Genomic DNA, 18,965 nt, shown 5'->3' with positions numbered 1-18,965 from the left:
GGGCGCGCGGCCGGACGTGCCGGGTGCCGCACCCGCTCCCTCGGTGACCGCACAGGAGGTCCGCGTTGAACGACAAGATCCCGGAGCCGCCGCTCCCGGCGGACGGACAGATCCGGGGACCGGGAGCGGCCCGGCCCGTTCACCCGCCGCCGTCGCTGCTGCCCCCGCCCGGGACCGTCCGCACGGGGGTGCTGGCCGTCGCGGGAGGTTCGCTGGCGGTGCTCGTGCTGCTGCTCGGGCTGGGCGGCGGCATCTCGTTCGGGACGGACGACGGGGGCGGCACCGACGCGAGCCGGCTCACCGGCGGCCTGGGCAGTGGCCTGACCGGGGGCGGCCTGAGCGGGGGTGGCCTGAGCGGGGGGTCCGGGGGTTGGGACGAGCCGCCGCCGTCGCCCACGCGGACGGTTCCCACCGCCACCCGCACCCGCACACCCTCGCCCTCCTTCTCCTTCTCCTTCTCGCCTTCGGCCTCGGTCTCGCCGTCGTCGTCCTGGTCCGGCGGGTCGCCGTCACCCTCGCGGTCCGGTTCGGCGACGGCGACAGCGACAACGGCAGCTACGACGACGACAACGACAGCGACAACGACGGCCACCGCCACGGCGACCGGGGACGCCCGGCCCGACGCGGTGCTGACCGCCTACTTCGCGGCGGTCAACACCGGTGCCTTCCGGACGGCCTGGCAGCTCGGCGGGCGCAACCTCGCCGGCGACTACGACACCTTCGTCGCCGGCTTCGACGAGACCACCTCCACCACCGTGACCGTGCTCTCGGTCGACGGTGCCGCCGTCACCGCGACGCTGGAGGCCCGGCAGACGGACGGCACGGTCCGGCGTTTCCGCGGCGTCTACACCGTCACCGACGGTGCCATCGCCAGGGCGACCGTCAACCGGACGGGATGACGGTGGGTCGGCACGGGCGCGAAGACGCCCCGGCCGCCCGACCGCCGGGGCAGGACCGGACCCTCCACGACAGGAGCTCTGAACGACGGATGACCATCCACGGCGCCTCCCTCGCCGCGCCGCCACCCCCCTCCCCGGGCCAGGACGGGCCCGCCGGACCTCCGGGGGTGGACGCCCGCAGCCGGGCCACCCGGCTGCTCGCGGCGGGCACCTACCTCTCCCCGGACTACCGCCGCGCGGTGATCCGGGAACTGCTGACCAACCGGGCCAGGGCGGTCGCCCCCTCGTTCGGCTACGACGCCGTTCCGGTGCTCGCGCACGCGCTGGCGGCCCGCGCGCTGCAGCGCAACGCCTGGGTGTACCTCGGTGTCGGGGTCGTGTTCCTGTTCGTCCTCGCCGGCACCGGCGTGATCGGCTTCTTCTCCTTCCTCCTGCTCGTCCTCTGGCTGTGGTGGTCGGCCGACTACCTGCGGCGGGTGGCCACCCTGCACACCCTGGTCACCCGGCTCAAGGAGCGCGGGCCGGGCGGCGGGCCGGGCGGGTTCCAGGGCGGCCGCCCGTCGGCCGCCCTCCTCGACGACGAACTCGTCGCGAAGATCGACCGCGAGCAGTCGGCCCGGGACGGCCTCGCCTACTTCGGTGGCTACCGGCCGTTCGTCGGGGCGGGTGCGCCGCTGCGCCGGTGGTCGAACGCGCAGTTGCTGCTCGGCGCCCCGGAGGACGGGGAGGACCTGGCGGACCTGGTCGCCAGGCTCGCCGGCCGGACGGACCCGGTCGGGCCCAAGGAGCCCCTCGCTCCGGTCGTCACCAGGCGCCGGCCCGTCGTACCGTTCGACGTCGCGGACCTGGCCGCCTTCGTCCAGCACCACCTCGCCGCCGAACTGCGCGACGAGGCACGGGAGTCCGAGCGGATCGCGACGCTCACCGTGGAACGCCGCAGCTACGCGAAGGCGGTCACCGTGCACGACCGGTCCGCGGGGGAGGGCTGGACCGCGCTGCCCGCGATCGGCGCGGCCGGGGGCGAGCACTGGGCGGAGGGCTACGGCGCGTCCCGCGAGTACCTCTGCGCCCGGATCGGCCCCTGGGACGAGGAGTTGGTCACCTCGCTGTTCGTGGGGTTCGACATCCGCGGCAACACCCTGCACACCGAGTTCCACAGCCATGTGCTGACCCCGGTGATCTCCGAGTTCCACCTGGTCGACCGGCTGCCGGAGCGGCTGGACGGGCGGCTGCTGCTGCGGGCGGCCTGGGACTCCCTGCGCCACGTGCTGGGCCGGTCCTGGCAGGTCCTGCTGCCCCTGGGCCCGCTGCTCTCGGGGTTCGCCCGGCTGCGGCGGCACTACCGGGAGGGCCGCCGCTTCGAGGTCGAGCTGGTCGGGGTAGCGGACAGCAGCGAGTTCCGCCTCGGCCGGTACGCGACGCTCGCGGTGAACCGCGGCGCGCGCACCAGCATCCGTGAACTGGCCTGCAGCAACGACTACCACCACTACTTCCAGGAGTCGGACGCCGACAAGTACACCCGGATCGTGGAGCGCCGCTTCCTGCACCTCGTCGAGCGCTTCCTGCGCGAGCACCAGGTCGACCTGGCGGACCACCGGCGCAACCAGACCAACGTCCTGACCGGCAACATCTTCGGCAACGGGACCATCGACAACTCGCGCAACAAGCAGGTCAACCCCAACTGATCCCCGCACCACCGCCACCGGGCCGGCCGCGACGACGGCTGCCGCACGAACACACCGAGGACAAGGACAACCGACCCATGACGGATCAGGGAACAGGCCGCGACGCGGCCGTCCACGGCAACATCTTCGGCAACGGGACCATCGACAACTCCACCGGCAAGACCGTCAACCGGGGCGGTGCCCGCCAGGCCGAGGGGGCGACAGGCGCGCGGACGACGGGTGCGCGGGCGACGGTCGCGCCCGAACTGAGCCGCAACGTGTTCGTGGTCCACGGCCGCGACGAGCAGGTCCGGCGTGAGATGTTCGGGCTGCTGCGCAGACTGGGACTGAACCCCCTGGAGTGGGAGCACCTGGTCGGGGCGACCGGCCTGGCCTCCCCGTTCATCGGCGAGGTGGTGGCCCACGCGCCCTCGGTGGCCGGGGCCGCGCTCGTCCTGCTCACCCCGGACGACGTCGCCGTGCTCCACGACGACCTGAAGGGGCCCGCCGAGCCGCCGCACGAGCGGAGCCCCTTCGGCCAGCCGCGCCAGAACGTGCTGATCGAGCTGGGCATGGTGCTGATGGCGTATCCGGAGCGGACCGTGATCGTCGAGTTCGGGGACGTCCGGCCGGCCTCCGACCTGGCGGGCCGCAATGTGATCCGGTTCAGCGCGGACGGGAACCCCGTCTTCGCGCTGCGGAAGGTGGCGCAGCGGTTGCAGGTGGCGGGCTGCCCCGTGGACGACCGGGGCAACGACTGGCTGGACACCGACCCGTTCCGGGACCTCGGGGCCTACCGCCGTCGGGGCTGACCCGGCGGGGGAGGGACGGGCGACGGGCCCGGCCGCGGTGCGACACCGCGGACGGGCCCGTCGCCCTTCCCACCGGCGCCGGCGTTGTCACCGTTCGGCCAGGCCCTCGGCCATGCTCCGCAGGAACGCCCGGACTTCCGGCACGGAGACGTTCGCCAGGTCCGCCGGACGCAGGACGATCCGCAGCTCCCGGCAGATCGCGCCCTCCCGGGACCGGGCGACGAACGACATCAGGATCAGCCGCAGCAGGTTGTCCTGGTCCAGGTAGTCCATCCTCGCCAGCCCGGACCCCACCAGCGGCATCGCCACCGAGTCGGTCCGGGCCCGCCGGTCGACGGCGTCCCAGAGCCGGTTGAGGCCGAACCAGAGGTCCTCCACGCCGGAGGACGCCACCAGGTCGCGGCCGAGCCGGCTGTAGGCGGTGGCGAAGACCAGCCGGGGCGGGGCGCCGAGGACGGCCACGGTGCCGAGCGGGTAGCGGTCGAGCTTGCCGAGCGGCTTGTCCGCCCTGAGCTCGCGGGACTCCGGGACGACCGGGGCCAGCGCGGCGGCGAGTTCGGCGTCCAGCCGGTCGAGGTCCCCACCGTAGCGCCGCCGCAGCAACTGGGCCTGCACACTGTCCTCGTGGATCAGCCGCCCGTCCGCCGGAGCTGTGTCGAAGGTGTCGCAGAAGCCGACCACGAGGTGACCCGGAGCGGCGAACAGGTCACCGGCCTCCACCACCACGGTGGTGTCGGGGCGCCGGAACTCCTGGCGCACCACCGGGACCGGGCGCGCCCGGTACGCGCCCCAGAGCACGCAGACCCCGGCCGAGCCCGCGGTCACCCAGCCGGGCGCGGGCAGGCCGTGGGGGAAGAGCGGCCCGGCGAGCTGGCCCGCCACCGCCACCCCGCCGAAGGCGGTCGCGGTGTGGCGCAGGAATGCGCCCGTGGTGCGCCGGGGCACCCACGCGGTGCCCGGAAGCCGTCGGATCATACGACACACCGATCATCAACCGGCTTGCGCGGCAAGGCGGTTGCTATCCTGCTCGGTGCTCCGGGGGAGGCGTCTTCCGACCGGGGCCGAGGCAGCTGGGGGTTCCGATGACGGGTGTCCGGGTGAGCGTGCTGGGACCGGTGCGGGTGGAGTCCGACGGGGTGCCGGTCCGGCTCACCCCGCTGACCAGGCGGTTGCTGGTCCGGCTGGTGGCGGCGGACGGCGAGGCGGTACCGGTCCACCGATTGCGCCGGGACGTCTGGGGCCGGCAGGCCGACCTCCCGGGGCAGGGCGCCCGGGGCCGCAACGAGGTGCACAAACGGGTGGTCGAACTGCGGCGCGCGTTCGGCGGGGGCGACCCGGTCTCCGGCGCGCGGCTCCTGCACACCGAGCAGCTGTCGACCGCCCGAGGCTCGGAGACCGCCTACCGGCTCAGCCTCGCGTCGGCGGAGCTCGACTGCGCCCGCTTCACCGAACTGGTCAACGAGTCCTTCCGGGTCGGACCGGCGATGGCGGCCTGGCGACTGGAGGAGGCGCTGGGCCTGGTCCGGGGCAGACCGCTGGCGGAGGCCGCCGGCGAGGAGTTCGCCGAACCGCTGATCCGCCGGCTGACCGGCCTCCAGGACACCGCCCGCCGGGAGCTGATCTCCTGCCGGGTCAGACTCGGCCGACCGGAGCTCGCCCTCCCGGTCGCCGAGGCGGCGGTCCGGGAACGTCCGGACGACCCGTCCTGGGCCTCCGAACTCGGCCGGCTGCGCACCAGGCTGCGCGGCCGCTGGGACGACGAACTGCTGCGCGCCGCGCTGCCCGACCGGGCGGTCGAGGTCGTGGTGGTCTGCGGCGACCTCTTCGACCAGGAGGACGCCAACCTGGTCGCGGGCTTCACCGACACCTTCGACACCGAGATCGACCAGGACGTCGTGATCAGCCGGTCGAGCATCCAGGGGCAGCTCGTGGAACGGCTGTTCGGCGGCCGCAGCGAGCAGCTGGACGCCGAGCTGGAACGGGCGCTGCGGCCGGTGTCGGTGGTCGAGCGGGAGCGGAGCCGGGACAAGCCCCGGGGGCGCCGGCTGCGCTATCCGATCGGGACGACGGTGGCGGTGCCGCACGGTCGCCGCCAGGTCTTCGCGACCGCGTACTCGCGGCTGGGCAACGACATGGTGGCCCGGTCGCGCCCGGAGCACCTCGCGTCGGCCCTGGAGCGGCTCTGGGAGGCGGTCGCCCTGCACGGGCGGTACCGCCCGGTCGCGGTGCCGATGCTCGGCTCCGGCCTGGCGCGGATCGTGGACCTGGACCGGGGCCGGCTCGCCAGGATGATCGTGGAGTCCTTCGTCCGGGCCTGTGCGGACGGCACCCCGGTCGCGCCCGAGCTGCGGCTCGTCGTGCACCCGGACGATCTGCGCCGCACGGACCTGCTGGAGCTGGAGCGCTTCCTGCGGGACCCGTACGGGCGGGGCTGACGACCGGGCCGGTACGGCGGCGTTCCGCGGCCCGCGCCTTCGCATGCTGCTCCTCCCGCCGCGGTGGCGGGCGGGAGCGGACCTTGCCGTCCCCCGTGCGCCCGGTCCGCCCCGCCTCCGGACAACAGCACACCAGTCCGGTCGCTTCCGGGGAAAGACGCCGCCGCTTCCGGCCCGCTTCCGACCGGTGCCCCGCCACCGTGCCGGGCCCGGGCGGACGCGCCAGTGGCGCCGCCCGGGGGCGACGCCACTGGTGGTGGTCCCTGCTCTTCAGTTGTTCACCGGTGGATCAGCTGTGCCGTCCCGGGCGGCGGTAGGCGACCAGGCACAGGAGCAGTCCGCCGAGGACGGCGAGGCCTCCGAGTGCCGCGATCAGGCCGTCGGCGGCCGAGCTGCCGGTGTTCGGCAGCGGCTCGCCGGTCGGCTTGTGGGTCGGCCGGTGGGTCGGGGTCGGGACCGTGGACGCGGTAGTCGTGGTCGTGGCGGAGGGGGACGAGGACGTCGGGGACGCGGTCGGCGACGGCGAGGCGGTCGGGCTCGGCGACGAGGTGGGCGACGGCGAGGCGGTCGGGGACGGCGACGAGGTGGGCGAGGGCGAGGACGTCGGGGACGGCGACGGCGACGGGGACGGGGACGGGGACGAGGTCTGGAGGACGACGCCCATGTCGAGGTCGAGGTAGCGCTGTCCGCCGGAGAGGGTGACGGACTGGGTCAGTCCGGTGGTGGGGTCGGCGTCCGAGTCCTTGGTCGGGTCGGTGCCGGCGCCGCGGGTGGTGACCTTGGCGCCCGGGGGGAGCGTGGTCAGGTCGAACTGGACCTGGTAGGTGCCGTCGGGCAGGTTGTCGAAGAGGTAGAGGCCGTTGGCGTCGGTGGTCGTGGTGACGGGGCGGCCGTTGGCGTCGACGACCGGCCGGCCGTTGCCGTCGAGCAGGTTGACCTTCACGCCGGGGACGCCGGTGTCGCCGGGCTTCTGGATGCCGGAGCCGTCCTTGTCGACCCAGACGAAGTCACCGAGCGCGTTGTTGGCCGGCGGCGGGGGCAGGACGACGCCCATGTCGAGGTCGAGGTAGCGCTGTCCGCCGGAGAGGGTGACCGACTGGGTCAGACCCGTCGTCGGGTCGGCGTCGGAGTCCTTCGTCGGGTCGGTCCCGGCGCCGCGGGTGGTGACCTTGGCGCCCGGGGGGAGCGTGGTCAGGTCGAACTGGACCTGGTAGGTGCCGTCGGGCAGGTTGTCGAAGAGGTAGAGGCCGTTGGCGTCGGTCGTGGTGGTGACCGGCCGGCCGTCCTTGTCACGCACCGGCTGGCCGTTGCCGTCGAGCAGGTTGACCTTCACGCCGGGGACGCCGGTGTCGCCGGGCTTCTGGATGCCGGAGCCGTCCTTGTCGACCCAGACGAAGTCACCGAGCGCGTTGTTCGGCTCGGTGACCCGCTTCACCGCGACGCCGACCTTGGCCGGCTCGGCGGGCAGCAGCTGCCGGCCCTCGTTGTCGGTGGCGGTGAAGGCGAAGCTGTTCCACGCGTACTCGGTGTCCGGCGCGTCGAACGGGGCGACCATCGGCCAGGTCAGGGTGAACGACTCCCCCGAGGCCATGGCGCCGGCGCGGTGGATGCGGAACCAGGTCGCCGTCCCCGGGGCGGGGAAGGTGGTGCTCCAGACCGCGTTCGTGTTGCAGCCGGTCCGGTCGACGAGCACGCTCTCGACACAGGGGTTGGGGTCGGTGGTGTACTCGACCACCACGGTCGGGTCGCTGCTGACGATCGGCTCGCTCAGCGACGGTGCCCAGGTGCTGCCGCGCTGGGCGTCCTGGGTGAGGACGTAGTTGTCGCCGGGGGTGGGCAGCCGGTCGTAGGCGATGAAGTCGGTGACCGGGTCCGGCGAGTCGTTGCGGACGGTCATCCGGTAGGAGATGCGACCGCCGGGGGTGGTGCTGCCGATGCTCACGTAGTCGGAGTCGAGGTCGCCCTTCACCTCCTTGAACGAGCGCAGCACGCTCGGCACGTCCACCTGGATCTTGGAGGAGGCGTGGCAGAGCAGCTCGGTGGTGTTGCCGTTGCCGTTGAGGTCGAGCACGTCCGGGGTGCTGCCGCTGTCGGAGCCGGAGAACATGCAGGCGACCGGTTCGGTCGGCTGGTCGACGGTGACGTAGACGTCGTTGGTCAGCTCACCGGAGCGGATGCTGCTGGCGACCTGGACGTCGAAGAGCATCCGGTAGGCCAGCGCGTCGTGCAGGTAGGTCGAGTCGGGCGCGCCGGCCGGCCACTGCATCTTCAGCAGCTGGCGCCCGTCGGGGCCGGGGGTGACGGTGATCGACTCGGGGGCCTTGGCGTCCGGGTAGTTCGGGTCCGGCCGGGCGGAGCCGTCGATGTAGACGACGCCGGGCGGCAGCAGGTCGAACAGGACGAGCGGGCGGTCCAGGTCACGGGCGCTGCGGTTGTAGGGGATGACCTGGAAGGTGGCCATGCCGCCGGGAGCGGACAGCTCGCCGGCGACGGTGGTCTTGGCCGCGCCGAGGTTGGTGGCCCGGGTGATGGTGGTGCTGGCACAGGAGTTCGCGGCGGCGTTGTTGGTGCCGTCGGTCGCGGAGGTGTCGACGCAGTTGGTCAGCGGGACGGGGGCGGCGCGCCCGTCGTGGCCGGGGGTGGCGACCTGGGTGACCAGCTGCACCGCGTTGCCGGGGCTCCAGCCGGTGGGGATGGGGCCGTTCCAGACGAACCGGAGGCCGTCCAGCCAGCGGCCGGCGGGGATGCCGAGGACGTCGTTGGCGGGGTCGCCGGCACCCTCCGCGAAGGTGATCCGGCGGTTGGTGGCGCCGTTGAACGCGGTGCCGGGGGTGAAGGTCAGCCAGGTCGGGTCACCGTTGAGCCGGTACTGGAAGGTCAGCTGGATGCTGGTGGGGTTCCACGGCTCCAGCTGCAATGACTGGGGGTAGATCCAGTTGTAGAGGCCCTCGGTGGTGCCGGCGCCCGGGTCGGTGATGGTCAGGCTGGTGGCCGGGCCCGAGGTGTTGGTGGCCGACAGGCTGAAGCTGTTGAGGTCGCCGGAGACGACGGTGTCGCGCCACACCTTGCTGGCGGTCACCGCCACGCCGGTGGCCGGGGGCTGGAACTGGCCGGTGGTGGCGGAGGCGGAGTCCAGCGTGGTCTCGGCGTCGGCGCCGAGCGGGTCGCCCAGCAGGTCCACGGTGTTGGTGGAGGTGGTGCCGCTGGGGAAGTCGGCCTCCGGGTAGTACACGACCAGCGCGCCGGGGTTGCGGCAGCCGCCGCGGCCGTTGCCGGAGACGAACGGGCCGATGTCGTAGCCCCAGGTGTTGGGGCCGGGGGCGACCTGGGTCCAGCCGGGCGAGCGGCCGGTGTCGACCACCGCGCCGGGCGGCAGGGTGTCGAGCAGGCGGCTGGCGTCCAGGTCGACGTTGGGCACGTTGTCGGTGGCGCAGGGGCTGAACTGGTAGGTGACGGTGCGCCCGTCCTGGCTGCTGGTCTGGATGCCCTTGGTCACCGTGTACTGCGGCTGGACCTCGGCCTTGGTGTCGGCGCTCGCGTTCTGCGAGGTCTCACCGGTGGCGCTCATGGTGGCCGTGTTGGTGGAGGTGGCGCCGTTGGGGGTGGAGAAGTTGGGGTACTTCATGACCACCGTGACGGTGGCGGTGGTGCCGGGGCTGAGGTTCTGCAGCTTGATGTCCATCGTGCCGCCCATCGCGCCCGTCGCGGGCACGGTGGAGGCGGCCTGGTCGACCGAGGAGGGGTCGGGGGTCCAGCCGACGAACTGCATGTTCGAGGGCAGGGTGTCGAGGATCCGACCGCCGGTGCACTCGTTGATGGAGCAGGTGTACCGGAGGGTGTAGGTGACGTTCTCCCCCGGGGAGGCGGTCGCCTTGTCCACGCTCTTGGTGAAGGAGATCGCGGCCTGCGCCGGTGGGGCGATCAGGCCGCTGCCCAGGAGGGTTCCTCCTAGGAGGGCGAGAACCGAGGCGATCCGCCCGGTCCGGAAGGGAATACGCATACCGGACAGTTGATCCGACCGTTCGTCACACGCCCGGGCGACGCGAGCGCAGCTGACGGCGTTTCACCTTGTCAGACGAGCGTCAAATCCCATCACCCGGGCGGGTCGGGGCGGAGGCCGGGTTCGGGGCCGGTGCCGGGCCCGGGAGTGCGCCGGTGTGGAGGACGTCGCGGGCCTGTTCGGCGGAGCGGCTGATGCTCTCGCCGACGAAGTCCATGAAGCGCGCGATGTTCTCCAGACGGACGGCCGCCGGGGTGCCGGTGCCGAGGACGCCGACGCCCTCCCGGGCGGTCTCGGCGAACCGGGCGTGGGCCTGGGCGGCGGAGATCATCGACTGGTACCAGACGTCGCCGTCGACGGCGTAGCGCTCGCGGCGCCGCTCGTCGCGTTCGCGGCGGATCAGGCCGTGGGCCTCCAGGAAGGCGACCGCCTTGGAGACGGACGCCGGGCTCACCTGGAGGCGCCGGACGAGTTCGGCCGCGGTGACGCTGCCCTCGTCGGTGGTGAACACGCAGGTCAGCACCCGGGCCATCATCCTGGGCAGGCCCTGCTGCATCACCAGGGTGGTGAACACCTCCTCGTACGCGCGCACGGCCTCCGGGTCGCGCCCGTGGGCGGTCGGCTCGGGCGGCTGCGGCCCGCGGGGGGCGGCTTGCCGGCTGCGGTGGGCGCGGCGCTCGGTGGCGCGGTGGGCGGCGTCGGCGCGGTAGGCGGCGGGGCCGCCGTTGCGCATCACCTCGCGGGTGACCGTCGAGGTGGGGCGGTCGAGGCGCCGGGCGATCTCCGCGTAGGCGAGCCCGTCGGCCACCCCGAGCGCGATCTGCTGGCGTTCCTGCTGGGTGAGTCTGCCTCCCGGCACGGCGGTCTCCCTTCGTCTGGTCCCCGGCCTGCCGAAGCATAGCGTTCATCCACCATCAATGCAACGATCCATCCTGGCGACGTTGCGTTGAAACGGGATTTGTTGCAACGATATTCACTCTCTGGCCTGCGGAAATGGCAGTTCTGCGCAACAAGGCTATTGATGGAATCACGAACGCAACGTAGCGTTCGTGATGTCAGAAAGCAGCAGGACGCCAGAGAGCACAGGAGAGCAGCACCATGGAGAAGTTCGCCACCGCCACCCCCGTCACCGCCGTCGTCAACCTGCCGGCCGGCCGGGTCCAGGTGATCGCCGCCGACCGCGCCGACGCCACCGTCGAGGTCCTGCCCGCCGAGTCCGGCCGGGGCCGCGACGTCCGCACCGCCGAGCAGACCGCCGTCGTCTTCCAGGACGGCGTGCTGCGGATCGACACCGTGCCCGGCGGCCGGCTGATCGGCGCCGGCGCCGTGGAGGTCACCCTCCAGGTGCCCGTCGGCTCCCGGATCGAGGTGACCTCCGAGAGCACCGAGCTCCGGGCCGTCGGCCGCCTCGGTGACGTCGTCGTCGAGGGCGCCTACCGCCGGATCAAGATCGACGAGGCCGACAGCGTGCGGCTGACCGCCGTCGACGGCGACGTCGAGGTCGGCCGGCTCAACGGCCCGGCCGAGATCAGCACCTCCCGGGGCGCCATCCGGATCGCCGAGGCGGTGCGCGGCGCGGTGGTGCTCCGTACCGAGTCCGGCGACATCGAGGTGGCCGCCGCGGCCGGGGCCTCCGCCGCCCTGGACGCCGGCACCGGCCACGGCCGGATCAGCAACAGCCTGCGCAACGACGGCGCCACGGTGCTCGACATCCGCGCCACCACCTCCTACGGCGACATCGCCGCCCGGAGCCTGTGACCGGCCCGGGTGCGAGCGTCCCGGGCGCGCGGGAGCCGGACACCACCGGCTCGCGCGGGAGCCGGACACCCCCGACAGCGCCCCACCCGCCCCCCGGCGGGCGGGGCGGGTCAGATCGCGGCCGCGGCCGGTGCGGCGCCCGGCACGAGCCGGCCGGCGCAGAGGGTCAGCACCTCGTCGACCGCGTCCAGGGCGGCGTGGTCGTGGGTGACCAGCAGCGTGGTGCGGCCGCGGGTCGCGTCGAGCACGTCGGCGAGGACGGCGGCGGCGGTGTCCGGGTCGAGGCCCTCGGTCGGCTCGTCCAGGACCAGCACCGGCGGGTCCGCGAGCAGGGCGCGGGCGAGCAGCAGCCGCCGGCGCTGACCCCCGGAGACGGTGGCGCCGTCCCCGCCGAGCATGGTCTCCCAGCCCTCGGGGAGGGAGTCGATCCAGTCGAGCAGCCGGGCCCGGCGGGCCGCGTCGCGGAGCTCCTCGTCGGTGGCGTCGGGCCGGGCCAGCCGCAGATTGGCCCGGATGCTGGTGTGGAAGACATGGGCGTCCTGGGTCATGCCGGTGATCGCCCGGCGGACGTCGGCGCCCGCGCAGTCCCGCAGTTCCCGCCCGCCGACGCGGATGCTGCCGCCCTCGTAAGGGAGGAACCGCATCAGCGCCGCGATCAGGGTGGACTTGCCGGAGCCGCTGGCGCCGACCAGCGCGACCCGGTGGCCGGGCGGCAGCCGCAGGCTCACCCCGTCCAGGACGGCCGGACCGTCCGGGCGGTGACGCACCCGCAGGCCGGTGATCTCCACGCCGAGCGGTCCGTCCAGGGGGAGCGGGGCCGGGTCGGCCGGGTCGGTGACCGGGGCCGGGGTGTCCATCAGGTCGGCGAGGCGGCGGGCCGAGGCCCAGACGTCGGCCAGCCGGCGGGCCGCGGTGGGCAGGCCGGCGAGGGCGTCGAAGGAGACCAGGGCGAGCACCACGAGGACGGTGAGCCAGACGGCGGACAGCCGGCCGTCCGCGTGCGCGCGCAGGCCGAGCCAGGTGACCCCGACCGTGGCCGCCGCCTGGAGCAGCAGGACCACGGCGGAGGCGAGCGAGGTGGTGAGCGCCCGGCGCTCCTCCAGGGCGGCGATCCGGGCGGTGGCCGCCGAGGTCCGGGCGTGGGCGCGGCCCCGGGCGCCGTACGCGGCGAGGTCGGCCGCTCCCCGGGTCAGGTCGACGGTGAGCGCGGCGAGTTCGGCGCGCGCGGTCTTCTCGGCGCGGCCGTCCCGGCGGGACAGGGCGAGCACCAGGACGGGCACCACGAGCCCGGCCAGGGTCAGCAGCAGGGCGAGCAGCAGTCCGGCCGGCGGGAGCAGCACCAGCGCGGTGCCGGCGGCGGCCGCGGCGACCAGGACGGCGGCGGTGACCGGGATCAGCACCCGCAGCAGCAGGTCCTGCGCGGCGTCGACGTCGTCGACCAGGCGGGTCAGCAGGTCGCCGCCGCGGAAGGCGGGGGTGCCGGCCGGGGCGAGCGGGACGAGCGACTCGTACACCCGGGCGCGGAAGTCGGCCACGGCGCGCAGCACGCCGTCGTGCCCGAGCAGGCGGTCGGCGTAGCGCAGGGTGCCGCGGCCGAGGGCGAGGGCCCGGACGGCGACGATCGCGACGGCGACGGCGGCGATCGGCGGCTGTTCGGCGGCGCGGGTGATCAGCCAGGCGGCGGTGGCCATCAGCGCGGCGCCGCTGAGTTCGCTGCCGGCGGCGGCGAGCACGGCGGGCAGCAGCCGGCGCCAGTGCGGCAGCAGCTGACGCAGCAGACGGAGGGTGGGGTGGGAGCGGGAGGCGGTGGGGTCGGGCATCGGAGCTCCGGGGGCGAGCGGTCGGGGCGCGGGGCGGACGGCCGGGGGGACGGTGCCGGTGGGTGCGGCGGCCGCGGGGGCCGGGCGGGTCATGAGCGGACCAGCCCGCCGAGCCCGGCGGCGGCCGGGCGGGACGGGGCGGGGCCGACGGTCCCGGCGCGGACGGTGAGGATCCGGTCGGCGTGCGGCAGCAGGCCGGTCCGGTGGGCGACCACGATCGCGGTGCGTCCGCGCATCAGCTCGGCGGTGGCCCCGGTGACGGCGGCCTCGCTCTCCGGGTCGAGGTGGGCGGTGGGCTCGTCGAGCAGCAGGACGGGCGCGTCCTTGAGGAAGGCGCGGGCCAGGGCGGTGCGCTGGCGCTGGCCGGCGGAGAGTCCGGCGCCGTGCTCGCCGAGGACGGTGTCGTACCCCTGCGGCAGTGCCGCTATGAAGCCGTCGGCGCAGGCGGCCCGGGCGGCGGCCCGGACCTCGGCGTCGGTGGCGTCCGGGCGGCCGAGGCGGATGTTGTCGGCGACGGAGGTGGCGAACAGGTGCGGGCGCTGCGGCACCCAGGCCACCTGGGCGAGCCAGGCGTCGGGGTCGAGCGCGGCGAGGTCGGTGCCGTCGACCAGGACCCGGCCCGCGTCGGGGGTGACGAAGCCGAGGAGGAGGGCGAGCAGGGTGGACTTGCCGGCGCCGCTCGGGCCGACCAGGGCGAGGTGCTCGCCGGGGTGGACGGTGAGCGAGACGCCGGCGAGGGCGGGTTCGGCGCGGTCGGGGTGGTGGACGGTGACGCCGTCGAGCACCAGTCGCGCGGTGCGGGCCCCGGGCACGGGGGCCGGGACGGGGGCCTCGACCAGGAGTCGGGCGGTCGGTGCGGCGGCGGGGGCGGCGTCGTCCGGGCCGACCGTGCCGTCCGCGCCGGACGCGCCGTCCGTGTCGTCCAGGAGCGTGAGGACCCGCTCGGCCACCGCGATGCCCTCGGCGCTGTCGTGGAAGGCCGCGCCCGCCGCGCGCAGCGGCAGATAGGCCTCCGGGGCGAGGAAGAGCACGACCAGGGCGGTGCGCAGGTCGAGCGTGCCGTCCAGCAGCCGCAGGCCGACCGGGACGGCGACCAGCGCGACCGACAGGGTGGCGACCGTCTCCAGGACGAGGGAGGAGAGGAAGGCGACCCGCAGGGTGCGCATGGTGGCCCGCCGGTGGGCGTCGGCCATCTCCCGCACCACCCGGGTCTGGTGCCGCTCGCGGCCGAACGCGCGCAGGGTGGGCAGTCCGGCGACGACGTCCAGGAAGTGGCCGCCCAGCCGGGCCAGCAGCCGCCACTGCCGGGCGGTGCGCTGGGCGGTGTGCAGGCCGACGAGCGCGCCGAACACCGGGATCAGCGGCAGGGTGATCACCACGATCAGCGCGGAGGTCCAGTCGGCGAGGCCGAGCCGGACGACCACGACCAGCGGGACGACGGCGGTGGCGGCCATGGTGGGCAGATAGCCCGTGAGGTAGGGGTCGAGGGCGTCGAGGCCCCGGGTGAGCAGGGTGGCGGTCTCGCCGTGCCGGCCGGCGGCCAGCCGCCGGGGGCCGGTGTCCCGCAGGTGGGCGGTGAGGCGGTCGCGCAGGTCCCGCTTGGTCGCGGCGGCGGCGCGCTGGGCGAGGGCGCCCCGGGCCCAGGCCAGCAGGGCGCGCAGGGCGAGGACGGTGCCGAGCGCGATCAGCGGGCCGGTCCACCGGCCGCGCCCGGCGAAGCCGTCGGCGAGCAGGCCGGCCAGCAGCTCGGCCTGGCCGAGCACGAGCCCGGCGCCCGCCAGGGCGAGGACGGTGGACATGGTCAAGTGGCGCCGGAGCGCCGGGATCTCGCGCCGCAGACGGCGTTCGGCCGGCTTCATCCCGTGGTCCCTCCGTGGTCCGCCAGGCGGTCGGACGCCGCCGGCCGGCAGCCGCGGTGGGCTGCCGGCCGACGGCGGTCGGTCAGAAGTAGCTGGGGTGGCGGCGGCCGGTGCGGCCGCGGAACGCCCACCAGCTCCAGCCCTGGTAGAGCAGGATCAGCGGGACGATCACCACGCCGAACCCGATCAGCACCTTCAGCGTGGCCCCGTCGGCGACGGCGTCGTCGACGGTGATCCCGCCGCCGGCGGAGGCCGACAGCAGGTAGGGGTACTGGCCGGCCCCGATCAGCAGCACCGGCAGCGCGGTCGCCAGGCAGGTGGCGGTGAAGGCGAGCGTGTCGCGGCCCTTGCCGAGGTACCACCACCCGGCCGCGAGGGCCGCCACGATCAGGGCGAACAGGACCACCGAGGTCCACGTCCTGGTCATCGAGGCACCGGCCCCGAACACCGAGAGCAGCAGCGCCAGGGCTCCGGCGGCGCCCGCCGCGGCGAGCAGGGTGGCGCCGATCCGGCGGGCGGCGGCGGCGGTTCCGGGCTCCGAGCGGAGCGCGACGAAGGCCGCGCCGTGCCCGGCGAAGAGCAGGGCGGTGGCCACCCCGCAGGTCAGCGCGAACGGCCCGAACACCTCGCCGGCGCCGACGTGGAAGGAGCCGTCGGCCCGGCGGGGCACGCCGTGCAGCAGCAGGCCGACCACGATGCCCCAGCACACGGCGGGCAGCGCGCCGCCGAGCACCACCAGGGCGTTCCACACCTTGACCGCCCGCGCGCCGCGGGAGCGGCCGCGCAGCTGGATCGCGGCGTTGCCGAGCACCAGGCCGGCCAGGATCGCCACGATCAGCGGGTAGAGGCCGGACAGCAGGCTGCCCTCCAGGTGCGGGAAGGCGCCGAACATCACGCCCGCGAAGGCGACCAGCCAGACCTCGTTGCCGAGGAAGAACGGCGCGATCGCGTCGAGCGCGGCGTTCCGCCCGTCCGGTCCGGTGCCCGTGCCGGCGCCGGGTCCGGCGCCCGCTCCGGTGTCCGGCCGGGGCCCCGCGTCGGCGGAGCCGAGGAACGGGGACAGCATCTGGGCGCCGTAGTCGTAGCCGCCCAGTACGAAGTAGCCGGCGAGCAGCAGGCCGAGGAGGGCCAGCCAGAGGGTCTCCAGGCTCATTTAGCCCAACCTTCCGTCACATCAGAGGAGTTCGTCGCGGTGCGGGACCGGTCGGCCCGTTCAGAAGACCGGGACCGGCTGCTTCTCGTCGGCGCCGCCCGTGCCGGGCAGGTCGTCGGGCAGCGGGTCGCCGGCGCCGAGCTGGGCGCCGTCCGGGCCGCGGCGGGCGAAGCGGGTGATCAGCGTCCAGTTGGTCACCGCGAGGGCGAGGAAGATGGCGACGAACACCGTGCAGGACACGACCAGGGAGCCCTTGCTCACGTTCGAGACGGCGTCGTCGACGGTCAACTGCCCGTAGACGAGCCAGGGCTGGCGGCCGACCTCGCGCACCACCCAGCCGCCGACGGAGGCGATGAAGGGCAGCGGGATGATCGCGGTCATCAGGTAGGCGAGCCAGCGCTTGCGCACCAGCAGGTCCTTCAGCAGCAGGAAGACGGCGATGAAGGTGATGGTCGAGACCGTGTTGCCGAGGATGGTCATCAGGTCCATCGAGTTCTTCACCCAGGCCGTCCAGGGCAGGTAGTCCCCGGGACCGTGCGCGGCGACCTCCTGGGCCTGCGCCGCGGCGAGGTCGGTGCCGTTCAGGATCGCGGCCTTGACCGGCTGGGTCCTCTCGATGACCGGGACCTGGAGGTTGCCCACGATGATGACGAAGAAGGAGGAGAGCATGCTCACCCAGACGCCCAGGCGCAGCGAGCTCCGGAAGAGCTCGGTCTCCTTGGTGCCCTTGGCGAAGTGCCAGGCGCTGATGCCGGCCACGAAGATGCCGCCGGTGGTGAGCGCGGCGAGCGCGATGTGGAGCAGGGCCACCTGGGCGTTGGCGTTGGTGACCAGCGCCCAGAAGTCGGTCAGGTAGGCGACGCCGTCGCGCACCTCGTAGCCCACCGGGTGCTGGAGGAAGCCGTTGGCGACCAGGATCCAGAACGCCGAGAGGTAGGCGGTCAGCGCGACCAGCCAGATCAGCGCGACATGGATGCCGCGCCGCATCCGGCCCCAGCCGAAGATCCACATGCCGAGGAAGGTGGACTCGGCGAAGAAGGCGATCAGGGTCTCCAGGGCCAGTGGCGCGCCGAAGACATTGCCCGCGAACTTGCTCAGTCCGCTCCAGCTGAGTCCGAACTGGAACTCCATGACGAGGCCGGTCACGATGCCGACCGCGTAGTTGATGACGTAGAGCTGGCCCCAGAAGCGAGTCATGCGCTCCCGGACCGCGCGGGTGGCGAGGTCGCGGGTGTACGCGGCCCGGGTGTGCATGATCGCCACGATGGGGACCAGCCCCATGGTGAGGATGACGAACAGCCAGTGCACGCTGGTGGTGGCCGCGAACTGGAGTCGGGCCAGATCCGCAGCGCTCATGATGCGACCTTCCTGGGGGGCGGTTGGCCTCCGGGTCGGCGGACGGATGAGGGTGTCGGGGAAGCGGACGCGGGGAGCGGACGCTGGGAAGGTGAGGGCTCCTCGCTCGCGTGTGCAGGTGGCGGACATCGCTGCCCGCCACCTGCGCGACGAACCCCGCCGATGACGTTAGGGGAGGAGTGCTTATGCCTTCCAAGACCGGTTTTGCTATGTATGCATAACCCGCAGGACATGAGCAGAGGTGAACCGTGGATTTGCTGCAACTCCGCTACTTCCAGGCCGTCGCCCGTTTCGAGCACATCAGCCGGGCCGCCGAGGAGCTGAACGTCGCCCAGCCCTCGCTCAGCCGCACCATCGCCCGGCTGGAGGCCGAGCTGGGCTCGCCGCTCTTCGACCGGCAGGGCCGGCGGATCCGGCTCAACCAGTACGGCGCGGTGTTCCTGCGGCACGTCGACCGGGCGCTGAGCGAGCTCGACGACGGGCGCCGGGCGCTGCGCGAGGCCAGGGAGACCGGGCTCGGCCGGGTCGGCGTCGCCTCCGAGACCCTGCTGACCGTCGCCCATCTGATGGGCAGCTTCCGGGCCGCCTTCCCCGGCGCCGAGGTGCGGCTCTTCCAGTCGAACGTCGAGGAGATGGACCGTCAGCTGCGGGCCGGCGAGGTGGACTTCTGCGTCGCCTCGCAGCCGCTGACCGCCGCCAACCTGGACTCGGTGGAGCTGCTGCGGGAGGAGGTGCTGCTGGCCGTCCCGCGCGGGCACTGGCTGGACGGCCGGGAGAGCGTGACGATCGCCGAGATCGCCGACGAGCCGTTCGTCACCACCCGCCGGGGCAACTGGCAGCGCGCCCTGCTGGAGCGGCTGTTCGCCACCGAGGGGCTCACGCCGAGGCTGTCCTGCGAGGGCGACGAGCCGGGAGCCAGTCAGGACATGATCAGCACCGGGCTGGGCATCGGCCTGATCCCGGCGATGTCCCGGCTGGCGGGCACCGACTCGCACGTCCCGGTGGCCTGGGTGCACGTGGCCGCGCCGAACTGCTACCGGGTGCTCAACCTGGTCTGGAACCGGGACGCCTACCTGTCCGAGGCTGCCCGCCGGTTCCGTGAATTCACGGTCAGCAGGCCGCTCATGACGCACCGTCGGCCGGATCCGAGGCTGGGTCGGGAGTCGGTCTGAGCCGCGCCGGCGCCCCGAAGATCGATCCTGGCGTGCT

The 18,965-nt window shown here is 74.0% G+C and carries 13 protein-coding genes; 6 read left to right on the top strand and 7 right to left on the bottom strand.

All coding sequences use genetic code 11. From position 1 onward, the window contains the following. Positions 1–65 precede the first annotated feature (65 nt). The 3 genes from ACW14Y_RS20280 (at position 66) to ACW14Y_RS20270 (ending at position 3,375) form a co-directional block, all read left to right on the top strand. The gene (locus ACW14Y_RS20280) at positions 66–899 is read left to right on the top strand and encodes a hypothetical protein (protein WP_456987986.1); all 834 of its coding nucleotides are present in this window, start codon (positions 66–68) and stop codon (positions 897–899) included. An 89-nt stretch (positions 900–988) separates the two neighbouring features. Beyond that, entirely contained in the window at positions 989–2,584 is a 1,596-nt protein-coding gene (locus tag ACW14Y_RS20275; protein WP_456987984.1) for a hypothetical protein, read from the top strand. A gap of 77 nt (positions 2,585–2,661) precedes the next feature. Next, entirely contained in the window at positions 2,662–3,375 is a 714-nt protein-coding gene (locus ACW14Y_RS20270) for a TIR domain-containing protein (RefSeq protein WP_456987982.1), read from the top strand. Positions 3,376–3,462: 87 nt separating this feature from the next. On the opposite strand, the gene ACW14Y_RS20265 is transcribed toward ACW14Y_RS20270, so the two are convergent. Continuing rightward, entirely contained in the window at positions 3,463–4,350 is an 888-nt protein-coding gene (locus tag ACW14Y_RS20265; RefSeq protein WP_456987980.1) for a macro domain-containing protein, read from the bottom strand. Positions 4,351–4,457: 107 nt separating this feature from the next. On the opposite strand from ACW14Y_RS20265, the gene ACW14Y_RS20260 reads away from it, so the two are divergent. Further along, the gene (locus ACW14Y_RS20260) at positions 4,458–5,810 is read left to right on the top strand and encodes a macro domain-containing protein (protein WP_380305805.1); all 1,353 of its coding nucleotides are present in this window, start codon (positions 4,458–4,460) and stop codon (positions 5,808–5,810) included. A 289-nt stretch (positions 5,811–6,099) separates the two neighbouring features. Here the strand turns inward: ACW14Y_RS20260 and ACW14Y_RS20255 are convergent, their stop codons facing one another. Continuing rightward, positions 6,100–9,810, bottom strand: coding sequence for an SdrD B-like domain-containing protein (locus ACW14Y_RS20255; RefSeq protein ID WP_456987978.1), 3,711 nt, complete (start codon positions 9,808–9,810; stop codon positions 6,100–6,102). Between the two features lie 82 nt (positions 9,811–9,892). Further along, on the bottom strand, positions 9,893–10,669 hold the full coding sequence (locus ACW14Y_RS20250) for a GbsR/MarR family transcriptional regulator (RefSeq protein WP_402723053.1): 777 nt from the start codon (positions 10,667–10,669) through the stop codon (positions 9,893–9,895). A gap of 239 nt (positions 10,670–10,908) precedes the next feature. Between ACW14Y_RS20250 and ACW14Y_RS20245 the strand changes: the two genes are divergently transcribed. Next, entirely contained in the window at positions 10,909–11,568 is a 660-nt protein-coding gene (locus tag ACW14Y_RS20245; RefSeq protein ID WP_380388109.1) for a DUF4097 family beta strand repeat-containing protein, read from the top strand. Positions 11,569–11,678: 110 nt separating this feature from the next. Here ACW14Y_RS20245 and cydC read toward each other — a convergent pair whose 3' ends face one another. The 4 genes from cydC to ACW14Y_RS20225 all read right to left on the bottom strand — a co-directional run bounded on the left by cydC (position 11,679) and on the right by ACW14Y_RS20225 (position 17,756). Next, a complete protein-coding gene (gene cydC / locus ACW14Y_RS20240; RefSeq protein WP_456987975.1) occupies positions 11,679–13,388 on the bottom strand; it encodes a thiol reductant ABC exporter subunit CydC in 1,710 nt (569 codons plus the stop codon). A gap of 89 nt (positions 13,389–13,477) precedes the next feature. Next, entirely contained in the window at positions 13,478–15,247 is a 1,770-nt protein-coding gene (cydD, locus tag ACW14Y_RS20235) for a thiol reductant ABC exporter subunit CydD (RefSeq protein ID WP_456987973.1), read from the bottom strand. 82 nt (positions 15,248–15,329) lie between these two features. Then, positions 15,330–16,400, bottom strand: a complete 1,071-nt coding sequence (locus tag ACW14Y_RS20230; protein ID WP_380305793.1) for a cytochrome d ubiquinol oxidase subunit II — start codon at positions 16,398–16,400, stop codon at positions 15,330–15,332. Positions 16,401–16,460: 60 nt separating this feature from the next. Next, entirely contained in the window at positions 16,461–17,756 is a 1,296-nt protein-coding gene (locus ACW14Y_RS20225; protein ID WP_456987970.1) for a cytochrome ubiquinol oxidase subunit I, read from the bottom strand. Between the two features lie 248 nt (positions 17,757–18,004). Between ACW14Y_RS20225 and ACW14Y_RS20220 the strand changes: the two genes are divergently transcribed. After that, positions 18,005–18,928 (top strand): LysR family transcriptional regulator, encoded by a 924-nt coding sequence (locus ACW14Y_RS20220; RefSeq protein ID WP_380305789.1) that lies wholly within the window; start codon positions 18,005–18,007, stop codon positions 18,926–18,928. The last annotated feature ends 37 nt before the right edge of the window (positions 18,929–18,965 follow it).

This window comes from Kitasatospora sp. cg17-2 (genome assembly GCF_054031055.1).
This window is presented reverse-complemented; position numbering and strand designations above follow the sequence as displayed.

Bases quoted from the DNA above. Each gene is read 5' to 3' on its own strand.
- ACW14Y_RS20255 (WP_456987978.1), bottom strand. From the start codon at position 9,810: ATGCGTATTCCCTTCCGGACCGGGCGGATCGCCTCGGTTCTCGCCCTC.
- ACW14Y_RS20275 (WP_456987984.1), top strand. From the start codon at position 989: ATGACCATCCACGGCGCCTCCCTCGCCGCGCCGCCACCCCCCTCCCCG.
- cydD (WP_456987973.1), bottom strand. From the start codon at position 15,247: ATGAAGCCGGCCGAACGCCGTCTGCGGCGCGAGATCCCGGCGCTCCGG.
- ACW14Y_RS20225 (WP_456987970.1), bottom strand. From the start codon at position 17,756: ATGAGCGCTGCGGATCTGGCCCGACTCCAGTTCGCGGCCACCACCAGC.
- ACW14Y_RS20230 (WP_380305793.1), bottom strand. From the start codon at position 16,400: ATGAGCCTGGAGACCCTCTGGCTGGCCCTCCTCGGCCTGCTGCTCGCC.
- ACW14Y_RS20260 (WP_380305805.1), top strand. From the start codon at position 4,458: ATGACGGGTGTCCGGGTGAGCGTGCTGGGACCGGTGCGGGTGGAGTCC.
- ACW14Y_RS20270 (WP_456987982.1), top strand. From the start codon at position 2,662: ATGACGGATCAGGGAACAGGCCGCGACGCGGCCGTCCACGGCAACATC.
- cydC (WP_456987975.1), bottom strand. From the start codon at position 13,388: ATGCCCGACCCCACCGCCTCCCGCTCCCACCCCACCCTCCGTCTGCTG.
- ACW14Y_RS20265 (WP_456987980.1), bottom strand. From the start codon at position 4,350: ATGATCCGACGGCTTCCGGGCACCGCGTGGGTGCCCCGGCGCACCACG.
- ACW14Y_RS20245 (WP_380388109.1), top strand. From the start codon at position 10,909: ATGGAGAAGTTCGCCACCGCCACCCCCGTCACCGCCGTCGTCAACCTG.